Source organism: Photorhabdus akhurstii (assembly GCF_018448925.1).
GTDB classification, from domain to species: domain Bacteria; phylum Pseudomonadota; class Gammaproteobacteria; order Enterobacterales; family Enterobacteriaceae; genus Photorhabdus; species Photorhabdus akhurstii.
On the sequence record NZ_RCWE01000015.1, the window covers coordinates 21,056 to 38,261 of the forward strand.

At 46.2% G+C, this 17,206-nt stretch carries 16 protein-coding genes, 3 tRNA genes and 1 other RNA gene; all 20 read right to left on the bottom strand.

The annotated features are described in order from the left end of the window. Positions 1-6: 6 nt before the first annotated feature. A tRNA-Lys gene (locus EAE93_RS15745) sits at positions 7-146 on the bottom strand. A 34-nt stretch (positions 147-180) separates the two neighbouring features. After that, positions 181-310: non-coding RNA, RtT sRNA (locus tag EAE93_RS15750), on the bottom strand. Between the two features lie 45 nt (positions 311-355). Next, positions 356-431 (bottom strand) — tRNA-Lys (locus EAE93_RS15755). 34 nt (positions 432-465) lie between these two features. Then, positions 466-541: transfer RNA gene (locus tag EAE93_RS15760), tRNA-Lys, on the bottom strand. 147 nt (positions 542-688) lie between these two features. Then, positions 689-1,456: a cell division protein CpoB gene (gene cpoB, locus EAE93_RS15765; protein WP_036812858.1), complete on the bottom strand. Its 768-nt coding sequence runs from the start codon at positions 1,454-1,456 to the stop codon at positions 689-691. A gap of 9 nt (positions 1,457-1,465) precedes the next feature. Further along, positions 1,466-1,966 carry a peptidoglycan-associated lipoprotein Pal gene (pal, locus tag EAE93_RS15770; RefSeq protein ID WP_036780818.1) on the bottom strand — a complete coding sequence of 167 codons (501 nt, stop codon included), beginning with the start codon at positions 1,964-1,966 and terminating at the stop codon, positions 1,466-1,468. Between the two features lie 42 nt (positions 1,967-2,008). Then, positions 2,009-3,301 (bottom strand): Tol-Pal system beta propeller repeat protein TolB, encoded by a 1,293-nt coding sequence (gene tolB / locus EAE93_RS15775; RefSeq protein ID WP_036812856.1) that lies wholly within the window; start codon positions 3,299-3,301, stop codon positions 2,009-2,011. Between the two features lie 103 nt (positions 3,302-3,404). Next, positions 3,405-4,451: a cell envelope integrity protein TolA gene (tolA, locus tag EAE93_RS15780; protein WP_214040060.1), complete on the bottom strand. Its 1,047-nt coding sequence runs from the start codon at positions 4,449-4,451 to the stop codon at positions 3,405-3,407. A gap of 45 nt (positions 4,452-4,496) precedes the next feature. Continuing rightward, complete coding sequence (tolR, locus tag EAE93_RS15785; RefSeq protein ID WP_036812850.1) at positions 4,497-4,922, bottom strand: colicin uptake protein TolR; 426 nt, start codon at positions 4,920-4,922, stop codon at positions 4,497-4,499. Between the two features lie 14 nt (positions 4,923-4,936). Continuing rightward, complete coding sequence (tolQ, locus tag EAE93_RS15790; RefSeq protein WP_036812848.1) at positions 4,937-5,632, bottom strand: Tol-Pal system protein TolQ; 696 nt, start codon at positions 5,630-5,632, stop codon at positions 4,937-4,939. Beyond that, entirely contained in the window at positions 5,629-6,033 is a 405-nt protein-coding gene (ybgC, locus tag EAE93_RS15795) for a tol-pal system-associated acyl-CoA thioesterase (RefSeq protein ID WP_036780827.1), read from the bottom strand. The genes tolQ and ybgC overlap by 4 nt, the downstream gene beginning before the upstream one ends. 112 nt (positions 6,034-6,145) lie before the next feature. Then, the gene (ybgE, locus tag EAE93_RS15800; RefSeq protein WP_415186296.1) at positions 6,146-6,436 is read right to left on the bottom strand and encodes a cyd operon protein YbgE; all 291 of its coding nucleotides are present in this window, start codon (positions 6,434-6,436) and stop codon (positions 6,146-6,148) included. Beyond that, positions 6,430-6,552 (bottom strand): cytochrome bd-I oxidase subunit CydX, encoded by a 123-nt coding sequence (gene cydX, locus EAE93_RS15805; protein ID WP_071647116.1) that lies wholly within the window; start codon positions 6,550-6,552, stop codon positions 6,430-6,432. Before cydX ends, ybgE begins: the two co-directional genes overlap by 7 nt. A gap of 12 nt (positions 6,553-6,564) precedes the next feature. Beyond that, on the bottom strand, positions 6,565-7,704 hold the full coding sequence (cydB, locus tag EAE93_RS15810; RefSeq protein ID WP_214040061.1) for a cytochrome d ubiquinol oxidase subunit II: 1,140 nt from the start codon (positions 7,702-7,704) through the stop codon (positions 6,565-6,567). 14 nt (positions 7,705-7,718) lie between these two features. Further along, positions 7,719-9,287 (bottom strand): cytochrome ubiquinol oxidase subunit I, encoded by a 1,569-nt coding sequence (gene cydA, locus EAE93_RS15815; protein WP_036812845.1) that lies wholly within the window; start codon positions 9,285-9,287, stop codon positions 7,719-7,721. A gap of 671 nt (positions 9,288-9,958) precedes the next feature. After that, complete coding sequence (gene sucD, locus EAE93_RS15820) at positions 9,959-10,834, bottom strand: succinate--CoA ligase subunit alpha (RefSeq protein WP_036812842.1); 876 nt, start codon at positions 10,832-10,834, stop codon at positions 9,959-9,961. Between the two features lie 3 nt (positions 10,835-10,837). Beyond that, positions 10,838-12,004 carry an ADP-forming succinate--CoA ligase subunit beta gene (gene sucC / locus EAE93_RS15825; RefSeq protein ID WP_036812840.1) on the bottom strand — a complete coding sequence of 389 codons (1,167 nt, stop codon included), beginning with the start codon at positions 12,002-12,004 and terminating at the stop codon, positions 10,838-10,840. A 168-nt stretch (positions 12,005-12,172) separates the two neighbouring features. After that, a complete protein-coding gene (gene odhB, locus EAE93_RS15830; RefSeq protein ID WP_036812839.1) occupies positions 12,173-13,390 on the bottom strand; it encodes a 2-oxoglutarate dehydrogenase complex dihydrolipoyllysine-residue succinyltransferase in 1,218 nt (405 codons plus the stop codon). A gap of 14 nt (positions 13,391-13,404) precedes the next feature. Continuing rightward, positions 13,405-16,212, bottom strand: coding sequence for a 2-oxoglutarate dehydrogenase E1 component (sucA, locus tag EAE93_RS15835; protein ID WP_214040062.1), 2,808 nt, complete (start codon positions 16,210-16,212; stop codon positions 13,405-13,407). A gap of 264 nt (positions 16,213-16,476) precedes the next feature. After that, on the bottom strand, positions 16,477-17,193 hold the full coding sequence (locus EAE93_RS15840; protein ID WP_036780842.1) for a succinate dehydrogenase iron-sulfur subunit: 717 nt from the start codon (positions 17,191-17,193) through the stop codon (positions 16,477-16,479). Positions 17,194-17,206: the final 13 nt, after the last annotated feature.

A 17,206-nucleotide genomic window follows, 5' to 3' on the forward strand; every position in this document is an offset into this window, starting at 1 on the left:
TCAAGATGGTGGGTCGTGCAGGATGACTCGGCCTGTGGCCTCGCCCTTCGGGCCAGCGCTTACGCGCTGTTGTCTCGCTTCGCTCGGCTCGAACCTGCGACCCATTGATTAAAAGCCAACTGTTCTACCGACTGAGCTAACGACCCATCTAGGGAATTGGTTTTGAATGAAGCTTTAAGATGGTGGGTCGTGCAGGATGACTCGGCCTGTGGCCTCGCCCTTCGGGCCAGCGCTTACGCGCTGTTGTCTCGCTTCGCTCGGCTCGAACCTGCGACCCATTGATTAAAAGCCAACTGTTCTACCGACTGAGCTAACGACTTATCTGAAGGATTTGTTTTTGAATGAAGTTTCAAGATGGTGGGTCGTGCAGGATTCGAACCTGCGACCAATTGATTAAAAGTCAACTGCTCTACCGACTGAGCTAACGACCCATCTAGGGAATTGGTTTTGAATGAAGCTTTAAGATGGTGGGTCGTACAGGATTCGAACCTGTGACCAATTGATTAAAAGTCAACTGCTCTACCGACTGAGCTAACGACCCATCTTGTGACTTCTCTCGGCAACGGCGGCATATATTACTGATTTCTCCGCGCTACGCAATGATTATTTTTTCAAATTACGTTTAAATGCTTATTAAACACTCAATTAACCCCGAAAATGTATTACTACACCCTTCCGGGGCCAATAATTATAGAGTAGAAAGCTTTTTCTCCGCCAGTTTAGCTGCATTCGAACCAGGGTATTGTTTCATGACCTGTTGATAAACCGATCTCGCTTTATCCTTCTGCCCCTTGTCCTGCATGATTAAACCAACTTTATAAAGCGATTCACCACTCTTCTGCGACTTTGGGTACTCTTTGACTACCGTAGCAAAGTAATACGCGGCTTCGTCTTTTTTACCCTTGTTGTAATTAAGCTGCCCTAACCAGTAATTGGCATTAGGCATATAGCTCGACTTTGGGTAACTCTTCACGAAACTTTGAAAGGCTACAATCGCTTTATCATACTCTTTGGTATTCACCGCCAAATGAACAGCAGCGTCATAATCACCTTTCTCACTGCCCGTGCCGACAGATGATGATGCCTGATTGCCACTATGGCTTGCCGTTGAAGAAGCTGTATTTGCAGCAGGTTTGCTCCCCTCAGAACTGGCAGCCCCTTCCAGTTGCTGATAAATGTCCTTCTGCCGCTCTATAATCTGATTGAGCTGATACTGATTCTCCTGAATCTGCCCTCGAAGCATGTCAATATCACGTTGAGAATCAGCAAGTTGTTGCTGGAGTTGCGTTAATAGCTGACTGTGAGCGTTGGAAATCCGCTCTAATTGGGTAAGGCGCTCATCGGTAGAACCCGATCCGACATTACTGATTGGCGCTTGGGCAATAGCGGCCCAAGGAACCGCTACGCCAACCAGTAACGACAGACCCAAAACATGATGTCTGAAGTTACTGTTCATGAACTACTCTTAGTATGCCAGTACTGCGCGACGGTTCTTAGCATAGGCTGCTTCGTCGTGACCCAGTACAGCAGGTTTCTCTTTACCGTAAGAGACGATAGAGATTTGCTCACCGGAAACACCTTTGCCTTGCAGGTACATTTTCACTGCATTAGCACGGCGTTCACCTAATGCGATGTTGTACTCAGGAGTACCACGTTCGTCAGCATGACCTTCTACAACAACTTTATAAGATGGGTTGCTGCGCAGGAATGCCGCGTGAGCGTCTAACAGCTGAGTAAAATCTGAGCCAACGTCGTATTTGTCAAAACCAAAATATACGATGTTGTTGTTTTGTAGCTCTTGCATTTGCTGACGAGCTAATTCCTCTGCTGACAGACCCGCATTAGTTTCGTTAACAGTGCCGACACCAGTCTGATCGTTATCAGCATTCTTGTTAGAACTACACGCTGCTACGGCCATAACTGGTAAAGCTAACATCAGCCCTTTTAGCACTTTGTTCAGTTGCATCTCTTTGATCCTTTTAAAATTTGCCATACATATTATTATGCATCACAGATACGGCGACCAGGCAGGGAATTTTACCTGTCCATCGGTTGCCGGAAGACGCGCTTTGAAACGCCCGTCAGTCGAAACTAGCTGCAATACAGTCCCCAACCCTTGGGTGGAGCTATAAATCACCATAGTGCCGTTAGGTGCGATACTCGGCGTTTCATCCAGGAACGTATCCGTCAAAATTTGAACGGCTCCCGTTGCCAGATCTTGTTTAGCTATGTGCTGCTTACCACTCTCTGAGCTGACCATCACCACAAAACTACCATCTGCGCTTACATCAGCATCCTGGTTTTGTGTGCCTTCCCAAGTGAGACGTTGCGGAGCACCGCCATTAATATCGGTTTTATATAACTGTGGACGACCACCCTGATCAGAGGTGTAAACCAAAGTCTGGTTATCCGGCATCCAACTTGGCTCAGTGTTGTTACTGCGGCCATCTGTAACCTGACGAATCTGAGCTGAACCCAAATCCATCACGTAAAGATTCAAACTACCCGATTTAGATAGAGCAAATGCCAATTTACTGCCATCAGGGGAAAATGCAGGCGCACCGTTATGACGCGGGAAGGAGGCAACCTGACGCACCTCACCACTCGCCAAGGTCTGGATCACCAAGGCAGAACGGCCGCTTTCAAATGTCACATAAGCCAGTTTGGCTCCATCAGGAGACCATGCCGGCGACATCAACGGTTCCGGCGAACGGTGGACAGTGAACTGGTTGTAACCATCGTAATCAGATACACGCAGTTCATACGGATATTTACCGCCATTCGTTTTTACAATATATGCCAAACGGGTACGGAATGCGCCTTTGATACCCGTCAGTTTTTCAAATACTTGATCACTGGCTGTATGCGCAGCATAACGCAACCACTGTTTGGTCACTTTAAATTGATCCTGAGCAAGCACCGTGCCCGGAGCGCTCGCAGTATCAACCAATTGATAAGAGATTAAAAAACCACCATCCGCACTTGGTTGGATCTGCCCAACAACAACAGCATCAATCCCTAACGCCGACCACGCAGCAGGTGTCACCTCAGATGCCGTTGTTGGTTGCTGCGGCATACGGCTGACATCAATAGGGTTAAATTTCCCGCTGTTGCGAAGATCGGCCCCAACGATCGCCCCAATATCTTCCGGTGCATTCCCCGCTCCAGTCCATTTAAAAGGTACAACGCCAATAGGACGCGCAGAATCGACACCTTGGGTGATCTCAATACGAACTTCTGCGTAAGCAACCGTGGCCCACAACATTAAAATGCCTAGTACTACTTTAAAAGCCTGCCTCATTAATCTCTCCCTTATCACGATGGAATAGTCGCAATAATTCGCAGAATATTAACAAACGTCAACAAACAAAACCAGATAGCTTAATAACTTCTAAATAACAGCTTCATTGAGGTTTAAAATCAAGCGGCGCGTTTTTAAACACTTCGTAAACCTCTTTGCTTGGCGGTTTCGGAAGTTTCGCTTGTTTAGCCGCCGCTACCGCCGCTTGGCACAACGCCGGGTCTCCCCCCTCTGACTTTACATCAATCAACAAGCCATCAGGAGCAAGTTTAATCCGTAATGCACAGGTACGACCACGATACATGCTTGGATCGTAAAACTTATTCTGTATCGCTATCTGGATCTGCCCCAGATAGTTATTAATGTCGGCATTTGAAGCTCCACTTTTCTTGCCGCCACCTTTACCGGCGGCAGAAGCCCCTCCCTGCTGTTTCGGTGCATTGGAAGTTAAGCCACCCAGTAAGTCATCAACTTCACTTTCCTGTTTAGCAGCTTGCGCCGCAGCTTTTTTCTTGGCGTCAGCGTCAGCCTTGGCTTTAGCCTTTGCATCCGCTTCAGCCTTGGCTTTTGCTTTAACCTCAGCTTCTGCTTTGGCTTTCGCTTCTTCCGCGGCTTTTTGTTTAGCAGCAGCGGCTTCAGCCTCTTTCTTAGCTTCAGCTTCGGCTTTCTTCTGCGCCTCAGCCTGCTCTTTAATCAGTTTCTCTTTTTCAGCCTTAGCCTTTGCCGCAGCTTCTTCTGCCTGTTTTTGCTCTTCACGGGCTTTGTTTGCGGCTTCTAAAGCTTGCTTTTTCTGTTCTTCCGCTGCTTGTTGCGCCTTAATTCGTTCTTCTTCTACCGCCTTTAAACGCTCCTGCTCTTCGACCTGTTTTTCCCTTAATTCAGCGGCCTGCTGTTCGGCTTTCTTCTTTCGTAACTGCTCTGCACGTTTAGCATCGGCCTGTTGTTGTTGCTGTTGGTTGTACTGCTGTACTACCGCATTCGGATCGACCATCACAGCATCAATAACAGAACCATCCTGACCACCGCCACCCATTTCAGTTTTTCGTGTCAGGGAACCCCAAATAAGTAACCCAATCAAAATAATATGCAACACAACCGAAACGATAACAGCGCGATTTAATTTATTGTTTTGCCCGTTTGTCTTTCCCACGCTCGATATCCAAGATCTTCAAATAACAGCAACTGCCGGCTAAACTCAGATAGGCTGAGTCATTAAACCAACGGATTTCACACCTGCCCGATGCAGCATGTTGAGTGCCTTAATAATCTCATCGTAAGGCACTTCCTTCGAACCACCGATTAAGAAAATGGTTTTTGGATTCTCTTTTATTCGCGCCTGCGCTTCCGCAATAATCTGCGGCTCAGGCAATAACTCCAATCGTTCATGGTTAACTATCATGGTGTACTGACCAACACCAGAAACCTCCACGATTACCGGTGGATTATCAGAGTTGGAAACCGTTTTAGAATCTACCGCATCCGGCAGATCAACTTCTACGCTTTGAGTGATAATCGGCGCTGTCGCCATAAAGATAAGCAACAGAACCAGCAACACGTCCAGTAAGGGAACGATATTGATTTCGGATTTCAGCTCACGCTTGCGACTACGGGTGCGTGCCATAGCTTCTCCCCTTACTATTTGTTCTCTGCTTTATTTTCAGCAGCGAAAGCCTGACGATGCAAAATAGCCAGAAACTCTTCCATAAAGTTATCGTAATTTTGCTCCAGCTTATTAACACGCTGATTCAGGCGGTTGTATGCCATAACTGCCGGAATCGCTGCAAACAGACCAATCGCCGTTGCAATCAACGCTTCTGCAATACCCGGCGCCACCATCTGGAGAGTGGCCTGTTTTACCGCACCTAACGCGATAAACGCATGCATGATCCCCCAAACAGTACCAAACAAACCGATATACGGGCTAATTGAGCCAACGGTACCCAAGAATGGAATATGGCTTTCTAACGATTCCAATTCACGATTCATTGAGATACGCATTGCACGCGAAGCTCCTGTTACTACCGCTTCTGGAGCATGATTATTTGCATGACGCAGACGGGCAAATTCTTTGAACCCAGAATAAAAAATTTGTTCTGTTCCACCTAAAGAATCTCGACGCGACTGACTTTCCTTATATAAGCGTGATAATTCAATACCCGACCAGAATTTATCTTCAAACGCTTCCGCTTCACGAGTCGCCGCATTGAGAATTTTGGTCCTTTGAATAATGATCGCCCATGAAGCAACGGAAAAGCAGATCAAAATAAGCATGATCAGCTGCACCAAAAGGCCCGCTTTCAGGAATAAATCTAGAATGTTCATGTCAGTCACTGCTTAAACTCCGCGACAATAGACTTTGGAAGCGCAATCGGCTTCATTTGAGATGTATTCACGCAGGCGATTAAAACTTCTGCGCTGTTAAGAATTGTCCCATTACCATCAACAATGCGTTGAATAAATGTCAAAGACGCTCTACGAATATCCGTAATTTCGCTCTGCACCTCTAACATATCATCAAGCCGGGCCGGGGCACGATAATCAACCACCATACGCCGAACAACAAATGCAATTTGTTCATCAAGTAAACGCTGTTGATGAATTCCATGCTGACGTAACATCTCAGTACGTGCTCTTTCATAAAAGACCACATAACGGCCATTATAAACTATCCCACTCACATCTGTATCTTCGTAATAAATACGAATGGGCCACCGGAACAACGTATTACTCACTTTCAATCCTACATAAGGCGAATTAACGCTGCCACTATACTCAAGACAATGCGGCTTTGGAATAATGTGCAAATAAAAAATTTATGGGTCAGAAGCCCCATAACATACAGAATTAACTCATAAAGAAACGATACAAACCCCAAATCAAAATCAAGAATGCCGGCAAAGGAGAGAAAAAAACGCGCCAGACGATATTTCTTGGCTGAAAACCCACCCCGAAAATCACACCTGTACATACAGCCCATATTAGCAAAATACCTTGCCATATCTGCAATGAACTGGTGTTAGCCGCAAAACGAGCCGGGTCCCAGAATACACAAGCGGCAAACATTAATGCCGCAATAAGGATAAGGCCCCGAATGGGGGCTTTATCCATTAGCCGATAGTATTTATCTATCAACACGATTTCTCGCTATTTTTAGCGGCTTTTTCTTCTTCATTATGCTCAAAAGCTAAGGCAGCGATTATAGCGAAACTACAAGCCAAGAGCGTTCCGAGAATCCAAGCAAAATACCACATGCTTTATGCTCCTTAGTACAGTGAATGTTTGTTATCTTCAATAAAGCTTTTATCCAAACGTCCAAACATTTTGTAATAACACCAAATGGTATATCCCAGAACAATTGGGACAAAAATCAATGCAACCACAAACATGACACGCAGCGTCATCAAGCTTGAAGTCGCATCCCACATCGTCAAGCTGACATTAGGATTAGTGATTGAAGGCATCACAAATGGGAACATCGTTACACCGCAGGCCAAAATGATGCCAGCTATTGTCAGTGAAGAGAACAGGAATGCCCATCCAGCTTTATTCATACGCGTCATCAGCATCGTCAGCAAAGGCGAAGCCACGCCCAGTGCCGGTAGCACCCACAACCACGGATAGTTGTTAAAGTTAGTCAGCCAAGCACCAGCCTGATGAGCGACTTCTTTATGTAATGGGTTAGATTGAGCCATCGTATCCAAGCCGCCAGTCACAACATAACCATCAATACCATAAATCAGCCATACACCTGCCAGCAGAAAAGCCACCATTGTCACCAGCGCACAGAGGTAAGTTGCGGTACGAGAACGCAGACGCAACTCACCCGTAGTACGCATTTGCAGATAAGTCGCCCCCTGCGTCACAATCATCATCAAGCTGATCACTCCCGCCAATAAACCGTATGGGTTGAGCAATCCAAAGAAGGAGCCGGAGTAGAACAAGCGGAGTTGAGAGTCAACGTTAAACGGCACTCCCTGTAATAGATTACCGAATGCCACGCCGATAACTAATGGCGGAACAAAACTACCGACAACGATTCCCCAATCCCACATGTTACGCCACTTGCGGTCTTCCAGTTTGGAGCGGTAATCAAAACCAACCGGACGGAAGAACAATGCAGATAACACTAGGATCATAGCAACATAGAAGCCAGAGAACGCCGCGGCATAGACCATCGGCCATGCGGCGAACAGCGCTCCACCGGCGGTAATCAGCCAAACTTGGTTACCATCCCAATGCGGCGCCACTGAGTTAATCATGATGCGACGCTCAGTATCGTTTTTCCCGATGATACGTAACAGGATACCAACTCCCATATCAAAACCATCAGTTACCGCAAAACCGATTAGCAGCACGCCAATCAGTAGCCACCAGATAAATCGTAGTACTTCATAATCAAACATAAGTGGACTCCTGTTTACTGAGCATCGGGTGCTGAAGTTGTTTTCTGTTCAAAATGGTAACGCCCGGTTTTTAGGCTACTTGGGCCAAGGCGGGCAAATTTGAACATCAAAAACATTTCCGCAATCAGGAATAAGGTATAAAGGCCACAAATTAGCGCCATAGAGAACAAGATATCGCCGGCTGTTAAATTGGAACTCGCCACCGCAGTTGGCAGAACTTCACCGATTGCCCACGGTTGACGACCATATTCCGCCACAAACCAGCCTGATTCTATGGCAATCCACGGCAATGGAATGCTGTACAGTGCGGCGCGAAGTAACCATTTTTGTTTACCAATACGGCCACGGATAACACTCCAAAACGCCAAACCAATCAACAATAACATCAGGAAGCCGGCTGCAACCATGATACGGAATGCAAAATAGAGCGGCGCAACACGAGGAATAGAATCTTTCGCGGCTGCTTTGATCTGTTCTTCACTGGCATCAGTCACTTTGCTGGTATAACGTTTCAGCAACATGCCATAACCCAGATCTTGTTTACTCTCATTGAATGCAGTACGAACAGTCGGGTCTGTGTTACCGGCACGCAATTCTTCTAACAGTCCATAAGCCTTTATACCGTTACGAATACGCACCTCATGCTGCTCCATCAGATCACGCAGACCAATGACCGGGGTATCAACGGAACGGGTAGCAATCAATCCCATAAGATAAGGGATCTGGATGGCATATTTATTTTCCATTTTATCCTGATCCGGAATACCTATCAGTGTAAAAGCGGCCGGCGGTGCCTGAGTTTCCCATTCAGCTTCGATTGATGCCAGCTTAGTCTTCTGTACGTCGCCCATTTCGTAGCCAGATTCATCACCCAACACAATAACAGACAACACAGCCGCGATACCAAAGCTTGAAGCAATCGCAAATGAACGTTTAGCAAATGGAATATCACGGCCTTTAAGCAGGTAGTAAGAGCTGATACCGAGAACAAAGATCGCCCCTGTCACATAACCCGCTGCAACGGTATGAACAAATTTCACCTGAGCAACCGGGTTTAGTACCAGTTCAGCAAAACTGACCATCTCCATACGCATAGTTTCAAAGTTGAAATCAGAAGCAATCGGGTTTTGCATCCAACCGTTAGCAATCAGAATCCAAAGCGCAGAGAAGTTAGATCCTAGTGCGACCAACCAAGTTACCGCCAGATGTTGCGTCTTACTGAGACGATCCCAACCGAAGAAGAACAAGCCTACGAATGTAGACTCCAGGAAGAACGCCATCAAGCCTTCAATCGCCAGAGGCGCACCGAAAATGTCACCAACGTAGTGAGAAAAGTATGACCAGTTAGTCCCAAACTGGAACTCCATAGTCAACCCTGTTGCGACCCCCAGAGCAAAGTTAATACCAAATAACTTGCCCCAGAACTTCGTCATATCTTTATAAATTTGTTTACCGGAAAGCACATATACCGTTTCCATGATCGCCAGCAAAAACGCCATACCAAGCGTTAGCGGAACGAATAGGAAGTGATACATCGCAGTTAAGGCAAACTGTAATCGTGACAGTTCGACAATATCAAACATCTTGACTCCTTGCTCCTAGCAGGAAGACACCGACTTGCGGCAACCTGACTTCATATAAGCCCTTTTCTCAAAGAACTCATGCAAAAGCCCCGTAACTACCAGCAATAAATGCCTTTAAAATAACAACTCATTACTAAGTAAATTAAAAACTAATTAGACTAATAGTATAGTACGCTTATATTCCCATACAATAAATAGGTTTTACGTGATTCAGATTAGAATTCTGAATATAGGTCAAGAATTGCAGCCATGTTTAATAGGAATTAATTTGATCAGAGTCAATTTAAGCAAACTAAAGCAATAATGCTATAGTAATAACTTGATTTTAGTTATCTTTTTCTGGTTAGTGTTAATTACTTTGTCTATTATTTCATTTTGGTTGATATCTTGTTAATTATTTGTTCATTTAGATAAATATTGATTTCTATATTGCTGTGAAATGACTTTTAAAATTAACTTCTTATTTTCATCCTTAAGAAAATATTATTATTAACTTCATCTTTATTAAATTTCATTTTAATAAATAGCATTAATGAAATTCAGTTTAATTTAATTGGAGAATAACAAAGTGAAAATAAAGATTTAATGAATCTAGTAGCAGTGAATACCGTCTATACAAATAAAAAGGCCACTTTACAGCGGCCTAATAGATAAGAGTTTTTTATCATAATTTACTTGCTAGCGAGTAAATCTTTTACCGCATCACCGATGTCAGCCAAGCTACGAACAGTTTTCACGCCTGCCGCTTCCAGAGCAGCAAATTTTTCGTCCGCCGTTCCTTTGCCACCTGCGATAATGGCGCCGGCATGGCCCATACGCTTACCTTTTGGCGCAGTCACACCCGCGATGTAGGCGACAACCGGCTTAGTGACATGCTCTTTAATATAAGCCGCCGCTTCTTCTTCCGCTGTACCACCAATTTCACCAATCATTACGATGGCTTCTGTTTGCGGATCTTGCTGGAACAATTTCAAAATATCGATGAAGTTAGAACCTGGAATTGGATCCCCGCCGATACCAACGCAGGTAGATTGCCCTAAACCTGCATCAGTGGTCTGTTTTACTGCTTCATAAGTCAGCGTGCCTGAACGGGAAACGATACCAACCTTACCCGCCCGATGAATGTGGCCCGGCATAATACCGATCTTACATTCATCTGGTGTAATGACTCCCGGACAGTTAGGGCCGATCATACGCACACCCGCTTCATCCAATTTCACTTTAACCGCCAGCATATCCAGTGTCGGAATACCTTCGGTAATAGTGATAATCAGTTTAATACCTGCGTCAATCGCTTCCAGAATAGAGTCTTTACAGAATGGCGCAGGAACATAGATAACAGAAGCCGTTGCCCCTGTTGCTTCTACCGCTTCACGAACGGTATTGAAAACAGGTAATCCCAGATGCTCAGTGCCACCCTTACCCGGAGTCACCCCGCCAACCATTTGGGTGCCGTAAGCAATCGCTTGTTCTGAGTGGAAAGTACCTTGGCTGCCAGTGAAACCCTGACAGATAACTTTGGTGTTTTTATCAATTAAAATAGACATTATTTATTTTGCCCCCACTGCTGCTACTGCTTGCTTAGCTGCATCTGTCAAGCTGGTTGCGGCAATGATATTTAAACCACTGTCAGCCAGTTTTTTCGCGCCCAGATCAGCATTGTTTCCTTCCAAACGAACAACAACCGGTACGTGAACTCCAACTTCTTCCACCGCGCCAATAATACCGTCAGCAATCAGGTCACAACGAACAATACCACCAAAGATATTAACCAATACCGCTTTTACATTTTCATCTGACAGGATGATCTTAAACGCTTCTGTAACACGCTCTTTGGTTGCGCCACCACCGACATCAAGGAAGTTAGCTGGCGCCCCGCCATGCAATTTAACGATATCCATCGTCCCCATAGCCAAGCCCGCACCGTTTACCATGCAACCAATATTGCCATCCAGCGCGACATAGTTCAGTTCCCACTGTGCCGCCTGAGCTTCACGGGGATCTTCCTGAGATGGGTCATGCATTTCACGCAATTCAGCCTGACGGAACAGTGCGTTGCCGTCAGCGCCCAGTTTGCCATCCAGACAAATCAAATCACCTTGAGTGGTAATAACCAATGGGTTAATTTCAACCAGAGCCAGATCGCGCTCCAGGAACAGATTTGCCAACCCTAAGAAAATTTTAGTGAACTGGCTGACTTGTTTACCGGTTAAACCTAATTTAAATGCCAGTTCACGCCCCTGATAAGGCATAGGACCAATCAGTGGGTCAATAATCGCTTTATGAATCAGTTCCGGGGTCTCTTCCGCAACTTTTTCAATTTCAACACCACCTTCAGTAGAAGCCATGAACACTACACGACGTGTACCACGATCAACCACAGCACCGAGATACAGCTCCTTCGCAATATCAGTTGCCCCTTCCACTAAAATCTGACGAACAGGCTGACCTTGCGCATCTGTCTGGTAAGTAACCAGACGTTTGCCCAGCCATTGTTCAGCGAAAGCGCGAATTTCTTCTTTACTGTTAACCACTTTCACGCCGCCCGCTTTACCGCGACCGCCGGCATGAACCTGGCACTTCACCACCCAAGGGCCAGAGCCGATTTTAGATGCAGCTTCTTCTGCTTCACGCGGTGTTGTGCAGGCGTAACCAGCCGGAGCGGGTAAACCATACCGTGCAAAAAGCTGTTTTGCCTGATACTCGTGTAAATTCATGATGTTCTATCCATAATTAAGTCTGAGGAGAGCAAAAATAAGTAGGTTGCTCTCTGATTTTTTTGTTGCTTTGGATATAGCCAGTCCAAAGAAAAGACTGGCTGTACATATACATTTGTTTACTTCAGACTGGGCAGATATTAGCGCGTATCTGCCCTGATTATGTTGCTATACGTCCAGCAGCAAACGTGCAGGATCTTCCAGCATTTCTTTGATGGTCACCAGGAAGCCTACAGACTCACGTCCATCGATCAGACGGTGGTCATAAGACAGTGCCAGGTACATCATTGGAAGGATCTCCACCTGACCATTAACCGCCATTGGGCGATCTTTGATGGCATGCATGCCAAGAATCGCACTCTGTGGTGGGTTAATGATTGGCGTAGACATTAAGGAGCCGAATACACCGCCATTAGTAATGGTAAAGTTACCACCCGTCAGCTCTTCAACGGTCAATTTGCCGTCGCGGCCTTTGATAGCCAGCTCTTTAATGCGTTTTTCGAGATCAGCCATGCTCAGTGCATCGGCATCACGCAGTACTGGCGTTACCAGACCACGCGGTGTTGATACCGCAATACTGATATCGAAATAGTTGTGGTAAACCACATCAGTGCCATCAATAGAAGCATTCACTTCTGGATAGCGTTTCAGTGCTTCAACCACGGCTTTCACATAGAAAGACATAAAACCCAGACGCACACCGTGACGTTTTTCAAACGCCTCGCCGTACTGTTTACGCATGTCTTGAATGGGCTTCATGTTAACTTCGTTAAATGTTGTCAACATCGCAGTGTTGTTTTTCGCTTCCAGCAGACGTTCAGCTACGCGCTTACGCAGGCGAGTCATTGGAACACGTTTTTCACTGCGGTGCGGCAACAGAGAATCCTGGGCAGAAACAGGGGCTTCTGCGGACTTGCTAGCCACTTTTTCGTTATCAGCCATGTATTTTTCCACGTCTTCACGGACAATACGTCCACCAACACCACTGCCTTTAATCGCTTTAGCATCAAGATCATGCTCTGCAATCAAACGGCGAACCGCCGGGCTGAGCGCATCATTGCTCTCTTCTTCTAAACCCGCCGTCTGGCGTTTCGCCAAAGTCGCTTCTGTTTTCTCTTTTATTTCCGCTGGCTTGCCGGTGCTATCGCCCAGACGGATACGACCAAGAAGCTGACGGGACAGAACAGTGGCGTCTTTCTGTTCTAAAATGGCTTCTAAAACACCGGCCTCGCTGGCAGGCACTTCCAGCACAACTTTATCTGTTTCGATTTCAACCAGCACTTCATCACGTTCAACACGGTCACCCTCTTTTTTGTGCCAAACTGCCACAGTGGCATCAGCAACAGACTCAGGCAAATCCGGAACCAGAATATCTACGCTACTCATTTTATATCCTTTATTTATTCAACGTTCAGTGCGTCATTAACCAGCTCTTGTTGTTGTTGCTGGTGAACTGACGTATATCCAACTGCCGGGGAAGCAGACGCAGGACGACCTGCATAACGTAAAGAAGCCCCGAACGGGATCACTTCACGGAAGTTGTGCTGACTGCAATACCAGGCCCCCTGATTTAACGGCTCTTCCTGGCACCAGACAAAATCATGTACATGAGCATACTGTTCCAGTGTTGACTGAACATCCTGATGAGGGAATGGATATAGTTGCTCAATACGCACGATAGCGACATCAGTTTGTTCATTTTTACGACGTTGTTCCAACAGGTCGTAGTAGACTTTACCTGAACAAAGTACAACTCGTTTAACGCCTTTCGGATCAAGAGCGTCAGTTTCACCAATCACTGTCTGGAATTTACCGTTAGCCAGTTCATCCAAACCAGAAACAGCTAATGGATGGCGCAACAGTGATTTTGGCGACATCACGATCAACGGACGGCGCATACCGCGCAAAGCCTGACGGCGAAGCATATGGTAGACCTGGGCTGGCGTTGATGGTACACAAACCTGCATGTTCTGTTCTGCACACAGTTGCAGATAACGCTCCAAACGAGCGGAGGAGTGTTCAGGCCCCTGCCCTTCATAACCATGAGGCAGCAGCATAACCAAGCCGCACATACGGCCCCATTTCTGCTCACCAGAGCTGATGAATTGGTCAATAACAACCTGTGCGCCGTTGGCAAAATCACCAAACTGAGCTTCCCAGATTGTCAGAGCACGAGGTTCTGTTGTTGCGTAGCCATACTCAAATGCCAACACCGCTTCTTCGGACAGAACAGAATCCCAAACATCGAATGCTCCCTGACCGTTATGAACGTTCGCCAAAGGAACATAAACAGAACCATCAGACTGATTATGGATAACAGCATGACGATGGAAGAAGGTACCACGACCAGCATCTTCACCAGACAAACGCACCGAAACCCCTTCATCCACTAAAGTTGCGTAGGCCAATGTTTCCGCGGCGCCCCAATCGAACAATTTATCGCCGTTTGCCATCTCGGCACGGTCGTTATAAATCTTCACTACACGGGAGTGCATTGTCACTGCTTCCGGGACAGAACTGATGCGTCTACCCAGATCTTGCAAGCGCTTGATATCAACTTTATGTGGATACTCTTCATCCCATTCGTGATTTAGATAAGGTTCCCAAGTAAATGAGTGCAGCCCCATTGAGCGCCACTCATCAACGACACAATCACCACGGTCGAGGGCATCACGATACAGATTAACCATCTCGGTCACATCATCGACTGATATCAAGTTCTCAGCCGCCAGCTTGTCACCATAGATTTTACGTGGCGTTGGGTGTTTCTTGATTTTCTGATACATCATTGGCTGAGTTGCACTGGGCTCATCAGCTTCGTTATGACCATGACGGCGGTAACAGACCAGATCGATCATCACATCACGTTTGAAGGTATTACGGAAATCCAGTGCTAAACGGGTGACAAATGCCACCGCTTCCGGATCGTCTGCATTAACGTGGAAAATCGGTGCCTGTACCATTTTAATAATATCGGTACAGTATTGTGTTGAACGGGCATCTTTCGGGTTAGACGTTGTGAAACCGATCTGGTTATTGATGACAATACGAATTGTACCGCCTACCTCATAACCACGAGCCTGAGACATGTTCAGAGTCTCTTGCACCACTCCCTGACCGGTAACAGCCGCATCACCGTGGATAGTGATTGGCAACACCATATTACTGAGACCTTCATCCAGACGATCACGGCGGGCGCGTACTGAACCAATAACGACAGGGCTGACAATCTCAAGATGAGATGGGTTAAATGCTAATGCCAAATGAACCTGAGCGCCCTCGGTGGCAAAATCAGACGAGAAACCTTGATGATATTTCACGTCACCGGTACCAAGGTGCTCTTTATGTTTACCGGCAAATTCATCAAACAGATCAGCCGGTTTTTTACCTAAAATATTAACCAAGACGTTGAGGCGACCACGGTGAGCCATTCCTAGCACAACTTCTCGTGTGTCATGTTTACCCGCATGACGGATAAGATCCTTCAACATGGGGATCAGCGCATCACCACCTTCAAGAGAGAAACGTTTCGCTCCCGGAAACTTAGCTCCCAGATAACGCTCCAAACCTTCCGCCGCCGTCAGTTCCGCCAGAAAACGCCGCTTTTCCTCTACGCTAAACTGAGAGCTGACAGTCACAGACTCCAGACGCTGCTGAATCCAACGTTTTTCTTCCGTATTGGTGATGTGCATGTATTCAGCGCCAATAGAACCGCAATAAGTGCGTTTCAGCGCTTCATACAAATCAGCCAATTTCATCGTCTCTTTGCCGATTGCAAAAGAGCCTACGTTAAATGTCTCTGCAAAATCAGCTTCCGTCAGATTATGGAAAGCAGGATCTAAATCAGGGACGCTATCCTGTTTCCATAATCCCAACGGGTCAAGGTTCGCATTTTGATGACCGCGAAAGCGAAATGCGTTGATGAGCTGCAAAACTTTAACTTGTTTTGCATCCATTGCTGGATCGCTGACAGAGGAGTGATAACGCGTAGTATCTTTCGCAAGACGGCGGAAGTAATCACGCGTCTGCGAGTGGAGTTGTTCACCGTTGAGTCCCGCATTCGGCAATTGTTGGAAAATCTCTCTCCAACTTGCATCAACGGAGTTTGGATCGGTTATATAGTCTTCATAGATCTGCTCTATGTAAGACTGGTTTGAACCAGCCAGGAAGCTTGAATCCAGCCAGTCCTTCATTGCGCCGTTCTGCATTGTGATCCCTTAAGCTTTAAAAGCTTTAGTTTTCGCCGTGGTTAACTATTACCGTTTAAATACGGTATCGATAAAAGGTTCATTTGGACGTGCTTTATGCATGTTCTCTTTTGGGTTTCGGAACCCTTCAAGGAACCTTTAAAAAACGCCCAACCGTTTTTAAAGGTTCCTCTCCTCAAGCTTTTGTCATCATTAGCAGTTGGCAACTCATACTCTTCAATTCTTTGTGCCCTCCACAAAAAAATTTCGCGGAGGGCGGACCTATTATGCACTATGTTTCAGTAACATAGACTTAATATGGCCAATAGCTTTTGTTGGATTCAACCCCTTAGGGCACACACTGACACAATTCATGATGCTATGGCAACGGAAAACACTAAAAGCATCATTCAGCTTATCTAATCGTGAAGCCGTTTCAGTATCACGGCTGTCAATCAGGAAGCGATATGCAGCCAGTAAACCCGCAGGCCCGATAAATTTATCAGGGTTCCACCAGAATGACGGACAGGAAGTTGAGCAACATGCACACAGGATACATTCGTACAGACCATCGAGTTTTTCCCTTTGTGCCGGTGATTGTAAATGTTCACGCGCCGGTGGATTTTTACCGTCATTCAGCAAATATGGGCGAATCTTCTCATATTGCGCATAGAATTGCCCCATATCTACAACCAAGTCACGGATAACCGGCAAACCAGGCAACGGACGGATAACAATTTTCTTGCTGCCACGCCGCAAAGCCGAAACAGGCGTAATACAGGCCAAGCCATTTTTACCATTCATGTTGAGGCCATCAGAACCACAAACCCCTTCACGGCAAGAACGGCGGAAAGAAAGTGTTGGGTCCTGCTCTTTAAGCTGGATTAACGCATCCAGCAACATCATGTCACGCCCTTCTTCTGCTTCCAGCGTGTAATCCTGCATACGAGGAGCGCTGTCAACATCCGGGTTGTAACGATAAATCGAAAATTCAAGTTTCATAATCTATTCCTCC